This window comes from Bradyrhizobium septentrionale (assembly GCF_011516645.4).
GTDB classification, from domain to species: Bacteria; Pseudomonadota; Alphaproteobacteria; order Rhizobiales; family Xanthobacteraceae; genus Bradyrhizobium; species Bradyrhizobium septentrionale.
Genome location: NZ_CP088285.1, coordinates 8,219,162 through 8,235,121 on the forward strand (window position 1 = coordinate 8,219,162; position 15,960 = coordinate 8,235,121).

The 15,960-nt window shown below is 65.7% G+C and carries 17 protein-coding genes; 10 read left to right on the top strand and 7 right to left on the bottom strand.

Annotated elements, in window-relative coordinates; genetic code table 11:
• Window positions 1-18 precede the first annotated feature (18 nt).
• The 4 genes from HAP48_RS41025 to HAP48_RS41040 form a co-directional block, all read right to left on the bottom strand.
• A complete protein-coding gene (locus HAP48_RS41025) occupies window positions 19-1,236 on the bottom strand; it encodes a GGDEF domain-containing protein (RefSeq protein WP_166205461.1) in 1,218 nt (405 codons plus the stop codon).
• 246 nt (window positions 1,237-1,482) lie between these two features.
• On the bottom strand, window positions 1,483-1,959 hold the full coding sequence (gene rpsI / locus HAP48_RS41030) for a 30S ribosomal protein S9 (RefSeq protein WP_021079118.1): 477 nt from the start codon (window positions 1,957-1,959) through the stop codon (window positions 1,483-1,485).
• Entirely contained in the window at window positions 1,960-2,424 is a 465-nt protein-coding gene (gene rplM / locus HAP48_RS41035; RefSeq protein ID WP_029082848.1) for a 50S ribosomal protein L13, read from the bottom strand. It abuts the gene before it with no gap.
• A gap of 153 nt (window positions 2,425-2,577) precedes the next feature.
• Complete coding sequence (locus tag HAP48_RS41040) at window positions 2,578-3,006, bottom strand: PaaI family thioesterase (RefSeq protein ID WP_076857819.1); 429 nt, start codon at window positions 3,004-3,006, stop codon at window positions 2,578-2,580.
• Between the two features lie 70 nt (window positions 3,007-3,076).
• On the opposite strand from HAP48_RS41040, the gene HAP48_RS41045 reads away from it, so the two are divergent.
• The 8 genes from HAP48_RS41045 to nadC all read left to right on the top strand — a co-directional run bounded on the left by HAP48_RS41045 (window position 3,077) and on the right by nadC (window position 10,865).
• Window positions 3,077-3,904: an enoyl-CoA hydratase gene (locus HAP48_RS41045; RefSeq protein ID WP_166205462.1), complete on the top strand. Its 828-nt coding sequence runs from the start codon at window positions 3,077-3,079 to the stop codon at window positions 3,902-3,904.
• A 7-nt stretch (window positions 3,905-3,911) separates the two neighbouring features.
• Window positions 3,912-4,496 (top strand): CoA-binding protein, encoded by a 585-nt coding sequence (locus HAP48_RS41050; RefSeq protein ID WP_166205463.1) that lies wholly within the window; start codon window positions 3,912-3,914, stop codon window positions 4,494-4,496.
• Window positions 4,497-4,644: 148 nt separating this feature from the next.
• The gene (locus tag HAP48_RS41055; RefSeq protein WP_166205464.1) at window positions 4,645-5,925 is read left to right on the top strand and encodes an O-acetylhomoserine aminocarboxypropyltransferase; all 1,281 of its coding nucleotides are present in this window, start codon (window positions 4,645-4,647) and stop codon (window positions 5,923-5,925) included.
• Window positions 5,926-6,055: 130 nt separating this feature from the next.
• Complete coding sequence (locus tag HAP48_RS41060) at window positions 6,056-6,460, top strand: hypothetical protein (protein ID WP_166205465.1); 405 nt, start codon at window positions 6,056-6,058, stop codon at window positions 6,458-6,460.
• Window positions 6,461-6,472: 12 nt separating this feature from the next.
• Entirely contained in the window at window positions 6,473-7,429 is a 957-nt protein-coding gene (locus tag HAP48_RS41065) for an NUDIX hydrolase (protein ID WP_166205466.1), read from the top strand.
• A gap of 54 nt (window positions 7,430-7,483) precedes the next feature.
• Window positions 7,484-8,470 carry a quinolinate synthase NadA gene (gene nadA / locus HAP48_RS41070; RefSeq protein ID WP_166205467.1) on the top strand — a complete coding sequence of 329 codons (987 nt, stop codon included), beginning with the start codon at window positions 7,484-7,486 and terminating at the stop codon, window positions 8,468-8,470.
• The gene (locus HAP48_RS41075; RefSeq protein ID WP_166205468.1) at window positions 8,467-10,017 is read left to right on the top strand and encodes an L-aspartate oxidase; all 1,551 of its coding nucleotides are present in this window, start codon (window positions 8,467-8,469) and stop codon (window positions 10,015-10,017) included. The genes nadA and HAP48_RS41075 overlap by 4 nt, the downstream gene beginning before the upstream one ends.
• Window positions 10,014-10,865 carry a carboxylating nicotinate-nucleotide diphosphorylase gene (gene nadC, locus HAP48_RS41080; RefSeq protein WP_166205469.1) on the top strand — a complete coding sequence of 284 codons (852 nt, stop codon included), beginning with the start codon at window positions 10,014-10,016 and terminating at the stop codon, window positions 10,863-10,865. The genes HAP48_RS41075 and nadC overlap by 4 nt, the downstream gene beginning before the upstream one ends.
• A 38-nt stretch (window positions 10,866-10,903) precedes the next feature.
• On the opposite strand, the gene HAP48_RS41085 is transcribed toward nadC, so the two are convergent.
• The gene (locus HAP48_RS41085; protein WP_166205470.1) at window positions 10,904-11,989 is read right to left on the bottom strand and encodes a COX15/CtaA family protein; all 1,086 of its coding nucleotides are present in this window, start codon (window positions 11,987-11,989) and stop codon (window positions 10,904-10,906) included.
• Between the two features lie 190 nt (window positions 11,990-12,179).
• On the opposite strand from HAP48_RS41085, the gene HAP48_RS41090 reads away from it, so the two are divergent.
• On the top strand, window positions 12,180-12,389 hold the full coding sequence (locus HAP48_RS41090; RefSeq protein WP_029082837.1) for a DUF2842 domain-containing protein: 210 nt from the start codon (window positions 12,180-12,182) through the stop codon (window positions 12,387-12,389).
• On the opposite strand, the gene HAP48_RS41095 is transcribed toward HAP48_RS41090, so the two are convergent.
• Window positions 12,386-13,414, bottom strand: coding sequence for a polysaccharide deacetylase family protein (locus tag HAP48_RS41095; protein WP_224496806.1), 1,029 nt, complete (start codon window positions 13,412-13,414; stop codon window positions 12,386-12,388). The genes HAP48_RS41090 and HAP48_RS41095 overlap by 4 nt on opposite strands.
• A gap of 180 nt (window positions 13,415-13,594) precedes the next feature.
• Between HAP48_RS41095 and HAP48_RS41100 the strand changes: the two genes are divergently transcribed.
• Window positions 13,595-14,788 carry a GNAT family N-acetyltransferase gene (locus tag HAP48_RS41100; protein ID WP_166205472.1) on the top strand — a complete coding sequence of 398 codons (1,194 nt, stop codon included), beginning with the start codon at window positions 13,595-13,597 and terminating at the stop codon, window positions 14,786-14,788.
• A gap of 18 nt (window positions 14,789-14,806) precedes the next feature.
• Here HAP48_RS41100 and HAP48_RS41105 read toward each other — a convergent pair whose 3' ends face one another.
• Window positions 14,807-15,736 (bottom strand): LysR family transcriptional regulator, encoded by a 930-nt coding sequence (locus HAP48_RS41105; protein ID WP_166205473.1) that lies wholly within the window; start codon window positions 15,734-15,736, stop codon window positions 14,807-14,809.
• Window positions 15,737-15,960 lie beyond the last annotated feature (224 nt).

Consider the following 15,960-nt stretch of genomic DNA (forward strand, 5'->3'; position numbering starts at 1 on the left):
AACCGGTCGTTACCGCGCTCATATCCGCACCGTCGCCGGTTTCTGCCGCGCCGCTGCAGGCAGGCCCGCGGTCTTGCGCCGCCAATTCTCCAGCGACAGCGGCAACTCCTCCGCCGCCTCGACGCGGTTGCGGCCGCCGCGCTTGGCCTGGTAGAGCGCGGTGTCGGCCGAGGCCAGCAGCACCTCGAGCTCGGTGCCGGCGGGGCCGCCGGCCACGCCGATGCTGACCGTCGTATCGACCGGACCTTCCTCGCAGGCGATATTGCTGTTCTCGAAGGCCTCGCGCACGCGCTCGGCGACCAGCACGCCCTCATCGAGCGAACACGGCAGCAGCGCCGCGAATTCCTCGCCGCCGATCCGGCCCGACAGGTCGCTGATCCTGAGACTGTTGACCACGACGGCGGAGAACAGTTTCAGGATCTCGTCGCCGGCGGGATGGCCGAAGCGGTCGTTGATCGACTTGAAATGATCGATGTCGAAGATCATCACCGTGACCGGGCGGCCGGCATTGGCCTCGCGCTCGATCACCCGCGTGCAGGCCTCGGTGAAGCCGCGGCGGTTGAGCATGCCGCTCAGCGGGTCGACCGACGCGGCGGTCTTGTGCACGGCCACCGCGCGGTCCGATACCATCATGAAAATCACGAACACCGTGCCGATCGCGTACAGCACGAGCTCGATCGAGAACAGCGTGACCCAGAAGCTGCTGACGTAGTTCTGGCCGTTGAATCGCAACAGGTCGCCGACCAGGATCGGCAGCATCAGCACGCAGCCGTGCGCGACCGGGATCACGATCGCAAGCCAGCGCCGCTTCAGCACGCGGCGGCGCTCGCTCCACAGCTCGGAGGCGGTCAGCGCGGCGCAGATCGCGACGATCCCGGCGCCGATCGTCAGGCGCAGCGCGTGATCCTCCACCGTCGTCGCGGCACCGATCCAGGCGATCGGGCCGAGCACGAGGCCCGGCAGGTTGGCCTTGCGGCCGTGGAAGATGCGCGCGGCATTCCAGACCATGCCGCAGGCCGCGAAGCCGATCGCATTCAGCCCCATCAGGACCATGGCGTCGAGGGTCGAGCTGCCGACCGTCCAGAGTGCGACCGAGGCCGCGCCGAGCAGATAGGCGGTGCCCCACCATTTCAGCGCGGGAATGTTCTCCTGCCTGCCGAACAGCCACAGCATGGCGCCGAGCATGCCCGCGACCATGGTGGCGAACAAATAAAGTGTCGATGGATCGAACGACATAACTCACCCCAGCCCGGTGTGATGCAACGTTCGCAGGCGCAAATAAAAGGTGATGCAGCGCCAGTGCGAGCCCGCACGCTAGAAGGCCCGAGTTCCAATTTCGTTTGCACGCACACGCAAGTTTTCATGAAAAACTGCGCTAATTCGCGTCGAAGCTGGCTTCGTTGGACGCAGCAAAAAGGGCGCCTCTCGGCGCCCTCTGCAACTCGATGCTCACGGCAATTGCCGCGAATTTTAGGACTCGAATTAGCGCTTCGAGAACTGGAAGGACTTGCGGGCCTTCGCCTTGCCGTACTTCTTGCGCTCGACCGCGCGGGAGTCGCGGGTCAGGAAGCCGCCCTTCTTGAGGACGCCGCGCAGCTCGGGCTCGAAATTGGTCAGCGCCTTCGAGATGCCATGGCGGACCGCACCGGCCTGGCCGGACAGACCGCCGCCGGCGACGGTGCAGATCACGTCATACTGGCCGTTACGGGCGGCAGCGACCAGCGGCTGCTGGATCATCATGCGCAGCACCGGGCGGGCGAAGTAGATTTCGATGTCGCGGGTATTGACAGAGATCTTGCCGGCACCCGGCTTGATCCAGACGCGGGCGACCGCGTCCTTGCGCTTGCCGGTGGCGTAGGCGCGGTTGAACTTGTCGACCTTCTTGACGTACTTCGGCGCGTCGGGCGCGGCCGGCTTGACCTGCGAGAGCTGGTCGAGGGACTGCAAAGTATCGGACATTTATGCGGCCCTCGTGTTCTTGCGATTCAGGGAAGCGATATCGACCTTCTCGGGGCTCTGCGCTTCATGCGGATGCTCGGCACCCGGATAGACGCGCAGATTGCTCATCTGCATGCGGCCGAGCGGACCGCGCGGGATCATGCGCTCGATCGCCTTCTCGACGACGCGCTCGGGGAAGCGACCCTCGAGGATCTGCTTCGCGGTGCGCTCCTTGATGCCACCGATGAAGCCGGTGTGCTTGTAGTAGGTCTTCTGGTCGCGCTTGCGGCCGGTCAGCACCACATGCGCGGCGTTGACGATGATGACATTGTCGCCGCAATCGACATGCGGGGTGTAGGTGGGCAGGTGTTTGCCGCGCAGGCGCATCGCGACGAGCGTGGCGAGACGACCGACGACCAGACCCTTGGCGTCGATCACGACCCACTTCTTCGTCACTTCGGCGGGCTTGGCCGAGAACGTGCTCATGTGTGAAATCCGTGAAAAGCAAATCGGCGCCGAATGCGCCGAACTGGGCGGCTTTCTAGAGAAGCCGCGGCCGCACGTCAACGCCGACACGGCATAATTACATCAGCAAAAACAATAGCTTGCAAATATGGTGCAATAATACCGTGAAAAAGCCTATTGATTTGGAATGGAATAGGTCGCCGTGACATGGGCGATCGGATCCGGCGAGGTGCCGGACAGCAGGTTGACCTCGCCGACCGCAAGCCGCTTGCCGAGCTTGAGCAGCTTGGCGACCGCGAGCACGTCCTGGCCCGGCTGGCCCTTGCGCAGGAAGTTGATGTTGAGGTTGGTGGTGACGGCAAGGCCGATCGGCCCGATGGCCGACAGCAACACCACATACATTGCAAAATCCGCCAGCCCCATCAGGGTCGGGCCGGACACCGTGCCGCCGGGCCGCAGCATCCGCTCGCTGAAGCGCTGGCGCAGCAGGGCCGTCTCGCCGTCAGCGCTCTCGATCCTGATGTCGTCGTGGGTGAACGCCTGCGGAAATTCCTTGCGCAGGAACTCCTCCAGCTCAGCCACGCTCATTTTCGCAATCGCCATGCCGTCCCTGCCCTCGCTTCAGCCTGCCTGTTACATTAAGTTGTCATCAAGACCAAAGTGGAATTTCACCATGTCCGCCCAAGCTGCCCGCGCCGAAGCACCGCAACATCAGCCGATCCTGCTGCGCGAGACCGTCGGCAGCATCGCGCTACTGACGCTCAATCGCCCCGCGGCGCGCAACAGCCTCTCCGAAGGCCTGATCCGCAAGGTGCACGCGGCGCTGAATGATATCCGTGACGACAAAGCCATCCGCGGCGTCGTGCTCGCAGCCAACGGCCCGGCCTACTCCGCTGGCCACGACATGAAGGAGCTGACCGCGCGCCGCAGCGATGCCGACCGCGGCCGCGCCTATTTCGCCGAGATCATGAACGCCTGCAGCGCGATGATGCAGGCCATCGTGCATCTGCCGAAGCCGGTTGTCGCCGCCGTGCAGGGCGTCGCGACGGCGGCCGGCTGCCAGCTCGTCGCCAGCTGCGACCTCGCAATTGCATCCGAGGCCGCGACGTTTGCGACGCCCGGCGTCGACATCGGGTTGTTCTGCTCGACGCCGATGGTGGCGCTGTCGCGCAACGTGCCGCGCAAGCAGGCGATGGAGATGCTGCTCACGGGTGAGCCGATCTCAGCGGCAACGGCGCAGAGCATCGGCCTGATCAACCGCGTGGTATCAGCAGGCTCTGAGCGCGACGCCGCGCTCGCGCTGGCCGAGAAGGTCGCGCTGAAATCGGCCTACACCGTCAAGCTCGGCAAAGAGGCGTTCTATCGCCAGGCCGAGATGAGCCTCACTGAGGCTTATCGCTTCGCCGCCGAGGTGATGACCGAAAACATGATGGCGCGCGACGCCGAGGAAGGCATCGGCGCCTTCATCGAGAAGCGCGATCCGAAGTGGCAGGATAAGTAAGACCGAAATGAATCACGACGCCTACGACGACAACTATATCCGCAGCATCCTGAACGGCGTGAAATCGATCGCGATGGTCGGCGCCTCGCCGGTCAACGTGCGGCCGAGCTATTTCGCCTTCAAATATCTGGCGCAGCGCGGCTACGACATGATCCCAGTCAATCCCGGCCATGTCGGCAAGTCGCTGATGGGCAAGCCGTTCGTCGCTTCGCTTGCGGACATCGGTCGTCCGATCGACATGATCGACATCTTCCGCAATTCGAGCCACATCATGCCCGTCGTCGACGAGGCGCTGAAATTGTCGCCGCCGCCGAAGGTGATCTGGATGCAGCTTGGCGCGCGCGACGATGCCGCGGCCGAGAAGGCGGAAGCCGCCGGCCTCAAGGTGGTGATGAATCGCTGCCCGAAGATCGAGTATGGCCGGCTGTCGTCGGAGATCTCGTGGATGGGCGTCAACTCGCGTACGCTGAGTTCGAAGCGCGCGCCGATTCCGACGCAGGGCATGCGGCTGTCGCTCAACCGCACGAGCTTTGGCGGCGGCCAGACCGCGGCATCCGACCGCGCGGCGAAGAACAAGACCGAGACGAGCTGACATCGCAGCGGAATATTCGTTCCGATTGCCCGATATAACGTGGGATGCCCTTCCCAAAACTGGCGGCGTGCCCAACTCGCTTGACGGCGGGCGCCGCCGCCATCAGCATGCCGCGCGTTTTCGACCAGGCCACAACAGGACAAAAAGAATGACCGATCGCGTTCCGGGATTTTCCACCCTCGCCGTGCACGCCGGCGCACAGCCTGATCCCACCACCGGCGCGCGGGCGACGCCGATCTACCAGACCACGTCATTCGTCTTCAACGACGCCGATCACGCCGCCTCGCTGTTCGGCCTGCAGGCGTTCGGCAACATCTATACCCGCATCGGCAACCCGACCAACGCGGTGCTCGAGGAACGCGTCGCGGCGCTCGAGGGCGGCACCGCGGCACTTGCGGTTGCCTCCGGCCACGCCGCGCAACTCGTCGTGCTGCAGCAGCTGCTCCGGCCCGGCGACGAGATCATTGCGGCACGCAAGCTCTATGGCGGCTCGATCAACCAGTTCACCCACGCCTTCAAGGCGTTCGGCTGGAACGTGGCCTGGGCCGATCCCGACGAGATCGAAAGCTTTGAGCGCGCGGTGACGCCGCACACCAAGGCGATCTTCATCGAATCCATCGCCAACCCCGCCGGCAGCATCACCGATATCGAGGCAATCGCGGCCGTCGCGCGCAAGGCCGGCGTGCCGCTGATCGTCGATAACACGCTGGCCTCGCCCTATCTGATCAAGCCGATCGATCACGGCGCCGACATCGTCGTGCACTCCTTGACCAAGTTCCTCGGCGGTCACGGCAACTCGCTCGGCGGCATCATCGTCGACGCCGGCACCTTCGACTGGTCGAAGGACAACAAATATCCGATGCTGAGCGAGCCGCGCCCGGAATATCACGGCATCCGGATCCAGGAGACCTTCGGCAATTTCGCCTTCGCGATCGCCTGCCGGGTGCTCGGGCTGCGCGACCTCGGCCCCGCACTGTCGCCGTTCAACGCCTTCATGATCCTGACCGGCATCGAGACGCTGCCGCTGCGCATGCAGAAGCACTGCGACAACGCCAAGGCGGTGGCGGAATTCCTCTCCACCCACCCCGCCGTCTCAGCGGTGAACTACGCCGGCCTGCCCGGCGACAGGTATAACGCCCTGCAGCGCAAATACGCGCCGAAGGGCGCCGGCGCGGTGTTCACCTTCAGCCTCAAGGGCGGCTATGACGCCGGCGTCAATCTGGTGTCGAACCTGAAGCTGTTCTCGCATCTCGCCAATGTCGGCGACACCCGCTCGCTGGTGATCCACCCGGCCTCCACCACCCACAGCCAGCTCGACGACGCCGCCAAGGTGAAGTCGGGCGCGGCGCCCGACGTGGTGCGGCTTTCGATCGGCATCGAGGACAAGGAAGACCTGATCGCCGACCTCGACCAGGCCCTGCGCGCCTGATCCCGCCCTTGTTCCGGAGCGGTGCTCGGGGTCGCTCCGGTAACCTTGCCTAAAACGACGGGTCTCTCGTTAACGCTCAATCCGGCATAAAGTGGCAGTGATAGGCTCCGGATGATTCGGGAGACCATTGATGCTGCGCTGGATATTGCCGCTCGCGATCGCGCTGCTTGCGATCTCGCCTGCCGACGCCGCCGACGGCCCTGTCGTCGCCAAGAGCACAACCGTAAAGGCCGCGCGCCAATTGCCGGCCGGCCTGCCGCGCCGGAACTACGCCTACCGCACCACCATCACGCCGCCGACCTATGTGCGGCGCGGACGCCAGCTCGTGGTGGTCGAGCCCGAGGTGATCCCGCTCAACGCCGAGCCGTACATCCCGGTCGTGGTGGGTGAACCGCTGCTGCCCGGATCGTCGTCGCTGCCCGGCTATTACGGCAACTGGCATTCCTACAACTATTTCGGCCCGTATTACGGCGGCGCCTATGTGACCTACTGGGACCGCCTGCCCTACGCCTGCGGCGTCTACGGCTACTGCTAGCGCGGGACGAGCGTGGCCAGATCGCCGCAGAAAACCAGCGCACCGGCTTCGGGGAACGCGATCACCGCCGATCTCGTCGCGGTGCTGGTCGCCGTCACCGACGGCACGCCCAAGATCGTGACCATCGCCGGCGGCGCCGCGCTGCCGAGCGGCCCGTTCGAGTTTACCCACCGCTCGCTGCAGACCGCGTTGCGGGCCTGGGTCGAGGCCCAGACCGGCCACCCGCTCGGCTATGTCGAGCAGCTCTACACCTTCGCCGACCGCGGCCGCTCCGGCGACGCCAGGTCGCCGCATAGCGTTTCGATCAGCTATCTCGGCCTGACCCGCGAGGACAAGGTCGGCGAAGGTTTCGAGGCGCACTGGTCCGGCTGGTACGACTACTTTCCCTGGGAGGATCATCGCGCCGGCGCGCCGGCTTTCGTTACCAAGTTGATGGCGCCGAAACTGAAAGCGTGGGCGAAAGCAGCGCCGTCACCGACGCTGCAGCGCGAGCGCTGGCAGCGCTGCGCCATCACCTTCGGTCTCGATGATCGCGACTGGAACGAAGAGCTGGTGCTGCAGCGCTACGAGCTGCTCTACGAGGCCGGACTGATCCCGGAGGCCGGCCGCGCGCAAGCCCGCGAGGCATTGGTCATACCAGGAAAACCGATGACGGCGGATCATCGCCGCATTCTCGCGACCGGCATCGCGCGGCTGCGCGCCAAGATCAAATACCGTCCGGTGGTATTCGAGCTGATGCCGGCCGAGTTCACCCTGCTGCAACTGCAACGCAGTGTTGAGGCGCTCGCAGGCCGGCTGGTCCACAAACAGAACTTCCGCCGGCTGATCGAGCAGCAGGAACTCGTTGAAGAGATTGGCGCAATGGCCGCCGATACCGTCGGACGGCCTGCCAAGCTGTTCCGCTTCCGCCATGCCGTGCTGGCCGAACGGGCGGTCGCCGGCACCAAGTTGCCGCTTTCGCGCACTTGACAGGCTTTATGCTCAGGATAAGTATAAGCCATCTTATGCTCACGGAGAGTATAAATGGTTGCACTCGATACCGATCTTCTCACCCGCACCGCGCCGCTCTATGAGCGCGTCAAGCGCGTCATCCCGCCGTTCGAATGGGCCACCTTCGCCGAGGACGTCGATGCGATCCTCGCGTTGAAACGCCGCCGCAACGCGGTGGTGCTGGCGCATAATTACCAGACACCGGAGATCTTCCATGGCGTCGCCGATATCGTCGGCGATAGCCTCTTGCTCGCGCGCGAGGCGACCAAGGTCGACGCCGACGTCATCGTGCTCGCCGGCGTGCACTTCATGGCCGAGACGGCAAAGCTGCTCAACCCGGCCAAGACCGTGCTGATCCCCGACCTGAAGGCCGGCTGCTCGCTTGCGGATTCCATCACGCCAGCTGATGTGCAGCTGATGCGCGCACGCTACCCGGACGCGCCGGTCGTCGCCTATGTCAACACCTCGACCGCGGTTAAGGCGGAGTCCGACATCTGCTGCACGTCGGGCAATGCGCTGAAGGTAGTGGAATCGCTCGGCGCTGAGCGCGTCATCATGCTGCCGGATGAATATCTGGCGCAGAACATCGCCAAGCAGACCAGCAAGAAGATCATCGCCTGGAAGGGCCATTGCGAGGTGCACGAGCTGTTCACAGCGGACGACGTGCGCCAGCTGCGCGAAAATCATCCCGATGTCACCGTCCTGGCGCATCCGGAATGCCCGCCCGAAGTGGTCGCTGAAGCGGACTTTTCCGGTTCGACGGCTGCGATGCAGTCGTTCGTCGAGACCAAGCGGCCGCCACGCGTCGTGCTGCTCACGGAATGCTCGATGAGCGACAACATCGCAGCCCTAAATCCGGATGTCGACTTCGTCCGCCCCTGCAATCTCTGCCCGCACATGAAGCGGATCACGCTGAAGAACATCCGCCACGCGCTGGAGACCAACCAGCACGAGGTCACGATCGACCCCGCAATCGCCGATCGCGCGCGCAGGAGCGTCGAAAGGATGCTGGCGATATGAGCACCGACATTTCCGATCTCGACGGCCGTCCGGTGATCATCGGCGGCGGCGCCGCGGGGCTGATGACCGCGCTTCAGCTCGCGCCCGAGCCGGTCGTGCTGCTGTCGAAATCGCCGCTCGGCGCGGAAGCCTCCAGCATGTGGGCGCAGGGCGGCCTCGCCGCGCCTGTCGGCGCGGATGACACCCCTGCGCTTCATCTCGCCGATACGCTTGCGGCCGGCGCCGGCCTCTGCGATGCGGCCGCAGCGTCCCGGATCGTCCACGCCGCGCCTGCTGCAGTGGAGCATTTGGCCGAGCTCGGCGTCGCCTTCGACCGGCGCGCCGACGGCAGCTGGCGCCTCGGGCTCGAGGCCGCGCACGGCCGCAACCGCATCGTGCACGCCACCGGCGACGGCACCGGGCGCGAGATCATGCGCGCGCTGATATCAGCGGTCCGCCGGACGCCGTCGATCACGCTGCTGGAAGGCGTCGAAGCGCGCCGGTTGCTGGTCGAGGACAATGCGGTCAAAGGCTTGCTTGCAGCCAACGCAAGCGGAGCGCTGACGATCGCCACCAACCGCGTGGTGATCGCGACCGGCGGCATCGGCGGGCTGTTCGCCGACAGCACCAATCCGGGCGGATGTTTCGGCCAGGGGCTCGCGCTCGCGGCACATGCCGGCGCAACACTGTCGGACATCGAATTCGTCCAGTTTCATCCGACCGCCTTCGATGGACCGTCGCGGCCGATGCCGCTGTTGACCGAGGCGATCCGCGGCGACGGCGCAGTGCTGATCGACGAGACCGGGCAGCGCTTCATGGCCGACCAGCCCGGCGCCGAGCTGGCGCCACGCGATATCGTCGCGCGCGCCGTCTGGCGTCACCGCGCCGCGGGACATCGCACCTTCCTCGATGCGCGCAAACATCCGGGCGCGGATTTCGCCCAGCGCTATCCCGTGATCAGCGCGTTCTGCAAGATGGCCGGCATCGATCCGGCCTGCGATCCGATCCCGATCCGGCCGGCGGTGCACTACCATATGGGCGGCATCGCGGTGGACGGTTATGGACGCAGCACCGTGCAGGGCCTGTGGGCCTGCGGCGAGGCTGCGCGCACCGGACTGCACGGCGCCAACCGGCTCGCCAGCAACTCGCTGATGGAAGCGATCGTCTGCGCGCGCTGGGTCGCCGAAAGCATCGAAGGCGTGAGCGCGGGTCCGCGCGCGATGCTGCGCGACGAGGCGTTGCCGCCTGCCTCCGATCCCTCCGCCGTGCGGCCGCTCCTCTCCCAGGGACTCGGCGTGCTGCGCGACCACGACGGCATCGCACGCGCGATCCGCGGCCTCACTCCGCTCGCCTGCGGTCGGAGTGCGGCATCCGACGTGGCGGTTGTCGGATTGATGATCGCGGTCGCCGCGATCAGGCGTGAGGAAAGCCGCGGCGGCCATTTCCGCACCGATTTCCCGCATACCGCTTTGTCGGCTGTCCCGTCGTCCCTCACCCGTGACGGGGCGCTCGCCGCCGCGCGCGACATCGTCGAAACCACGCCATCCGCCAGGAGTGCCCGCTCATGACCCTCAATCCCCTGTTGCCGCTGATGTACGAGCCGATCGTGCAGACTGCCCTGCGCGAGGACCTCGGCCGTGCCGGCGATATCACGGCGGATGCGATCGTACCGGCCACCCAGCAGTCGCGGCTGGTGATGCGGGCACGCCAGCCCGGCGTGATCGCGGGGCTCGACGTGGCGCGCACTGCCTTCCAGATGGTGGCGCCTTCCATCACGCTACGCGCTGAGCGGCCTGACGGCAGCGCGGTCGAGCCTGACCAGGTGATCGCGATCATCGACGGCCCGGCCCGCAGCCTGCTCACCGCGGAACGAACCGCGCTCAACTTCCTCTGCCATCTGAGCGGCGTCGCGACCGCAACGGCGACGCTGGTCAAAGCGGTCGCAGGCACGCGCGCGCAAATCGTCTGCACCCGCAAGACCACGCCGGGACTGCGGGTGCTGGAGAAATATGCGGTGCGCGCTGGCGGCGGCGGCAATCACCGGTTCGGGCTCGATGATGCGGTGTTGATCAAGGACAACCACATTGCGCTTGCCGGCGGCATCCGCACCGCGATCGAGCGCGCCAAGGCCAATGCCGGTCATCTCGTCAAGATCGAGGTCGAGGTCGACACGCTGTCGCAGCTCGAGGAGGCGCTGGCGCTCGGCGTCGACGCGGTCCTGCTCGACAACATGACGACGGAGCAACTCAGCCAGGCGGTTCAGATGGCGCGCGGCAAGGCGATCACCGAAGCCTCCGGCCGCATTACGGCTGCGACCGCCGCGGCGATTGCCGCCACCGGCGTTGATTTGATCTCGGTCGGCTGGGTGACCCATAGCTCGGCCGCGCTCGATATCGGGCTCGACTATCTCTCTTGATGGATCAGAGAGGTTGAAGGATCAACCGGGTTGAGGGATCAACCGGGCTGGCCGGCCGGAACAAGATTCGGCTGGTCCCGCACGGTCCGGCGCACCGCGAAGCGCTCGGCCTGCAGCACCGCGAGCGTCAGCACGGCGATCGCGACCGCCTGATGCGTCAGCGCCAGATCGATCGGCACCTGATGCAGCAGCGTCAGGATGCCGAGCGTCGCCTGCAGGGTGATCGCCGCAACCAGCCACCAGGCGCCCGCGATCACCGCGCCGCCGGCACGCGCGCGCACGGCATCGATCGCATGTGCGATCGCCAGCGCGAACAGCAGATAGGCGGTCATGCGGTGCTCGAACTGCACCGTCAGCGTGTTGTCGAACAGGTTGCGCCACCACGGCGTCTCGAACCAGAGACGGTCAGCCGACGGAATCAAGCCGCCGTCGATCTCGGGCCAGGTGTTGTAGACCCTGCCCGCGCGCAGGCCCGCGACCAGCGCACCGAAATAGAGCTGCACGAAGGTCAGCACCAGCAGCACCGCACTCGTGATCTTCAGCCTGAGCGGCGCGATCACGGACGGACGGTCGGTCAACCGCCGCAGCGTCCAGACGATCGCCGCGAAGATCAACAGCGCCAGCACCAGATGCGTCGCCAGCCGATATTGCGACACCTCGAGGCGCTCCGAGAGCCCGGACGCAACCATCCACCAGCCGACGCCGCCCTGCAGCGCGCCGAGGCCGAAGATGATCCACAGCCGCCGGCCGAGCTCGCCGCTCACCGCGCCGCGCCACAGGAAATACAGGAACGGCAGCAGATAGGCGGCGCCGATCACCCGACCGAGCAGCCGGTGGCTCCACTCCCACCAGAAGATCGTCTTGAACTGCTCAAGCGTCATCCCGGCGTTGAGCTCGCGGTATTGCGGGATGCTCTTGTAGCCCTCGAAGGCCTGCGCCCACTGCGCCTCGGTCAAGGGCGGCAGCGCGCCGGTCACCGGCTTCCATTCGACGATCGACAGGCCGGACTCGGTGAGCCGCGTGGCACCGCCGACCAGCACCATCAGCGCGATCAGGGCAGCGACTGCGAACAGCCAGATCCTGACGGCGCGGAGCTGCGATGTCTTTGCGGAAATACCGGCCATTTCGCCCTGACTTGATTGGATTTTCGCGCCCCTTATAGTCCGCCCTATCAGCGGCGCAAGCGCCGCCTGGAGCCTCGTTCCGATACATCGGAGCGAAGCTCCGGAATCTTGTTTTGACGCGTTTTCTCTGCGCGAACCGGCGTCCACTTCGCTCGAAAACGCTCTGAATCACGAGTTGCACATATCCGCCATGGCCATACGCACCCGCAAATTGCTCGGAACCATCGCCCTGCTCATCCTGGTGGTGGTGTGGTCGCTGCTCGGCATGACGATCGCCCAGACGCCGTGGCTCGCCAATTCAGGGCTGCTGCAGGCGATCTTCTACGTCGTCGCCGGGCTCGGCTGGGTGCTGCCGGCGATGCCGATCGTCTCCTGGATGTCGCGGCCCGACCGCGCTTAAATGGCGTTGTGATCGCGCGCATGCCGCGTCGGCTGCACCGGCGGAAACATCATGCCCGACAGCAACACCCGCATGATCCGCAGCGAGCGCACCCGGCCGTCCCATGCGATGCGCGGCAGCGCGTAGAGGTTGGTGCGCCCCTGCGCCTCGACGACACCTGATATGGTCGACACCGCGCTGGCAAAGCCGGTCTCCTCGGCCATCACCACGTGCGGACGGCGGAACGCGTCGCGGTCCCCGAACGGATAGGCGAAATGCCCGATCGGCCGCTGCAGCGCGCTCTCGGCCACCGCCTTTCCCATCGCCATCTCGCGCTGTGCATCGGCATCCCTGAGATTCGAGAGGACCGAATAGTTCACCGTGGCGCTGCCGAACGTCACGTTCGGATCCGCTGCGAGTTTTGCCAGATCCTGCCAGTCGAGCGAGGTGGTGCGTGACAACAGCGCTGCGTCGGTCGCATAGCGCCGGCCCAGATCATTCACCGCATACGACAAATCCGACGGCGGCAGTTTGCGCAGCCAGCCGGACAGGAAGTCGAACAGCTCATACTTGTCGGACAGCGTCGCGACCCCGAAGTGCCGTTCCCTGCCGTCGATGACAAGGCTGATGCGGCTTTCGCGCGCGATGATGTCCTCCAGCGCCAGCCACCACGCCGCGCCGACACCATCGGGAAACGCCGTCGGCAGATAGAGCGTGAAGGGGGCGCCGTGCCGGGCGAGCACGGGATAGGCATGGGTGAGGATATCCTTGCTGGCGCCGTCGAAGGTCAGGCAGGCAAAGCGCCGGCGCACCGGCAAGGTCACCGCGCGGCGACAGGCCTCCTCGATCCCGACGATGTCGTAGCGCCAGCGCTTCAGCGCGCGGATCGTGCGATCGAGGAAGGCCGGCGTGATCTCCTGCGACCTCAGTGGCTGGAACCGGGCTCGGCGCGCGGGGCGGACGCGCGCGAAGCGCAGGATCACCCCGGCACCGCCGGCCTCGCGCTCGCGCAGGCGGAAGGCGCCACTGAAATACGCGAGCTCCATCCGGGCCCGCCGCAAAATCCCGTTGTCCGGCGCCAAGATCCCCGCCTTTGTCCGGCGGTTCCTACGCCCCGCCAAGAACCCCACTGAGGCATTCTTATTACTCTTTGTTGACATTTCCCTGCGAAGGTCGGCCCCAGCCGAGAACTGTAAATTAATACCTTAAAAAGTTTGGGTTCCGAGATGGTCATGGCGGCGGCAATTGAAGGCCAGACGGCGGGGACGCTAACGTGGCCGAACGCAATCCGCGTCGCCGGCGTCGATATCTTTCATGATCTCACGGCGGCCGAGGCAACCTGGCGCAGTCTCGAGACGTCGCAACACTCCTACACGCCCTATCAGCGCTTCGACTTCCTCGCCAACTGGCAGCGCCAGGTCGGCGAGCGCGAAGGCCTGCGGCCCTTCATCGTCGTCGCCCATGACAGCGAGCGCCGGCCGCTGCTGCTGTTGCCGCTCGCCATCGAGCAGCGCCTGGGCGCGAATTGCGCGAGCTTCATGGGCGGCAAGCACGCGACCTTCAACATGGCGCTGTGCGAGAAGGATTTCGCCGTCAACGCGACCGAGGCCGACGTCACGGCCCTGATCGGCTCGATCGCCGAACGGTCCCGCGCCGATGCGCTGGTGCTGTGCCAGCAGCCGCTGCGCTGGCAGGAGCTGCCGAATCCGCTGGCGCTGCTGCCGCATCAACCCTCGGTCAACGACTGCCCGCTGCTGGTGATCGAGCCCGGCGCGGCACCCGCGACGCTGATCAGCAACTCGTTCCGCCGCCGCCTGAAGGGCAAGGAGCGCAAGCTGCAGCCGCTGCCCGGCTACCGCTATCACGTCGCGGCCGACAGCGCCGACGTCTGCCGCCTGCTCGACTGGTTCTTCCGCGTCAAGCCACAGCGCATGGCCGAGCAGAAGCTGCCGAACGTGTTCGCCGAGCCGGGCATCGAGCAGTTCATCCGCACCGCCTGCCTGGCACCGCGCGGCGACGGCAAGGGCTATGCGATCGACATCCACGCGCTGGAATGCGACGAGGAAGTGATCGCGATCTTCGCCGGCGTGTCCGACGGCCATCGCTTCTCGATGATGTTCAACACCTACACGATGTCGGCCAATGCCAAGTTCAGCCCCGGCCTGATCCTGATGCGCGACATCATCGACCGTCATGCCGGCCAGGACTACCGCGCCTTCGATCTCGGTATCGGCTCGGACGAGTACAAGCGGCTGTTCTGCAAGGACGACGAAGCGATCGTCGACAGCTTCATTCCGCTCAGCCTGCGCGGCAAGCCGGCGGCCAGCGCATTGTCGGCCATCAATCGCGCCAAACGCGCGGTGAAGCACAATCCCGCGCTGCTCGAGATCGCCCAGAACCTGCGCAGCATGTTCCGCTGAGCACGGCTGCGGCCGACGTCAGGCGGGCGGCACCGGCCGGCCACTCTCGACGCCAAGCCGCATCATCGCATCGAACACCAGCATCGCGGCCGGTGACAGCGCGCGCCTGCGCAGCTTGATCAGCCCGTAGCTCTCGAGCATCAGCTGGTCGCGGATGCGAAGCATCTTGAAGCGCTGCGGATCGAGCAGATCGAAGATCAGCAACGGCAACGGCACGATCGCATCGATCCCTGCGGCAATTCCGATCGACGCGGAGAAGGATTCGGTGTTGATCATGCGCTGCGGCGGCGCGATGCCCCGGCTGTAGAACAGCCGCTCGAGCGCCTGGCGCATGAAGGATTCCCGCGGCTGGCAGATCCATTGCAAGTCGACCGTGTCTTCCAGATTGACGCTGTCGAGCGCGGCCAGCGGATGCTCGGCGCGAACCAGCAGGCCGGCCTGCTCGGCGCCGATCTCGTGATAATCGAACTGCCCGGAATCGACGCCCGCGGGAATTCGCGCAACGACGAAATCCAGCTCGAGCGCGAGAAGCCGCGCAACCAGCGGCGGGCTGGTGCTGACATCGAGTGAAATGTTCACCCGGTGCAGCTTCTCGCCGAGATACTGCATGACGTCGACGACGAGGTCGATGCTGGGCTTGGCGACCGTTCCTACCGATACGGTGCCGAGCTCGCCCGATCGGTAACCGGCGAACTCATCGGTGACCCGGTCAAGGTCGGCCAGCACGCTCCGGCCGCCGCGGATCAGGATCGAGCCGTAGGCCGTGGGCTCGACGCCGCGCGCAGTCCGCTCGAACAACGGAACCCGCGCCACCGCCTCGATCTCAGCCAGCATCTTGGATGCCGCCGACTGGGTGATATTGAGGCGCTCGGCGGCCAGCTGCAGCTTGCGCTCGCTGTCGAGCGCCACCAGCAGGCGCAACTGGCGCAATTTCAGATTATTGATCACGGCGCGCCACCATCCTGCCCGGCCAGGGCCTTGTCCGTTCCGACCAAATCGGAACGGACAAGGCTCTAGATTCTATTTTGACGCGTTTCCTGACGCGAACCGGGATTCAGTTCGCTGGAAAACGCTCCAGAGTTCCCGCGTTCATACCGCGGTGCATCATGACAGTTTCGCCGTGGCTCCATTCCCAAATGCCATTAGTCACGCGGCAGTCGATTACACAACAA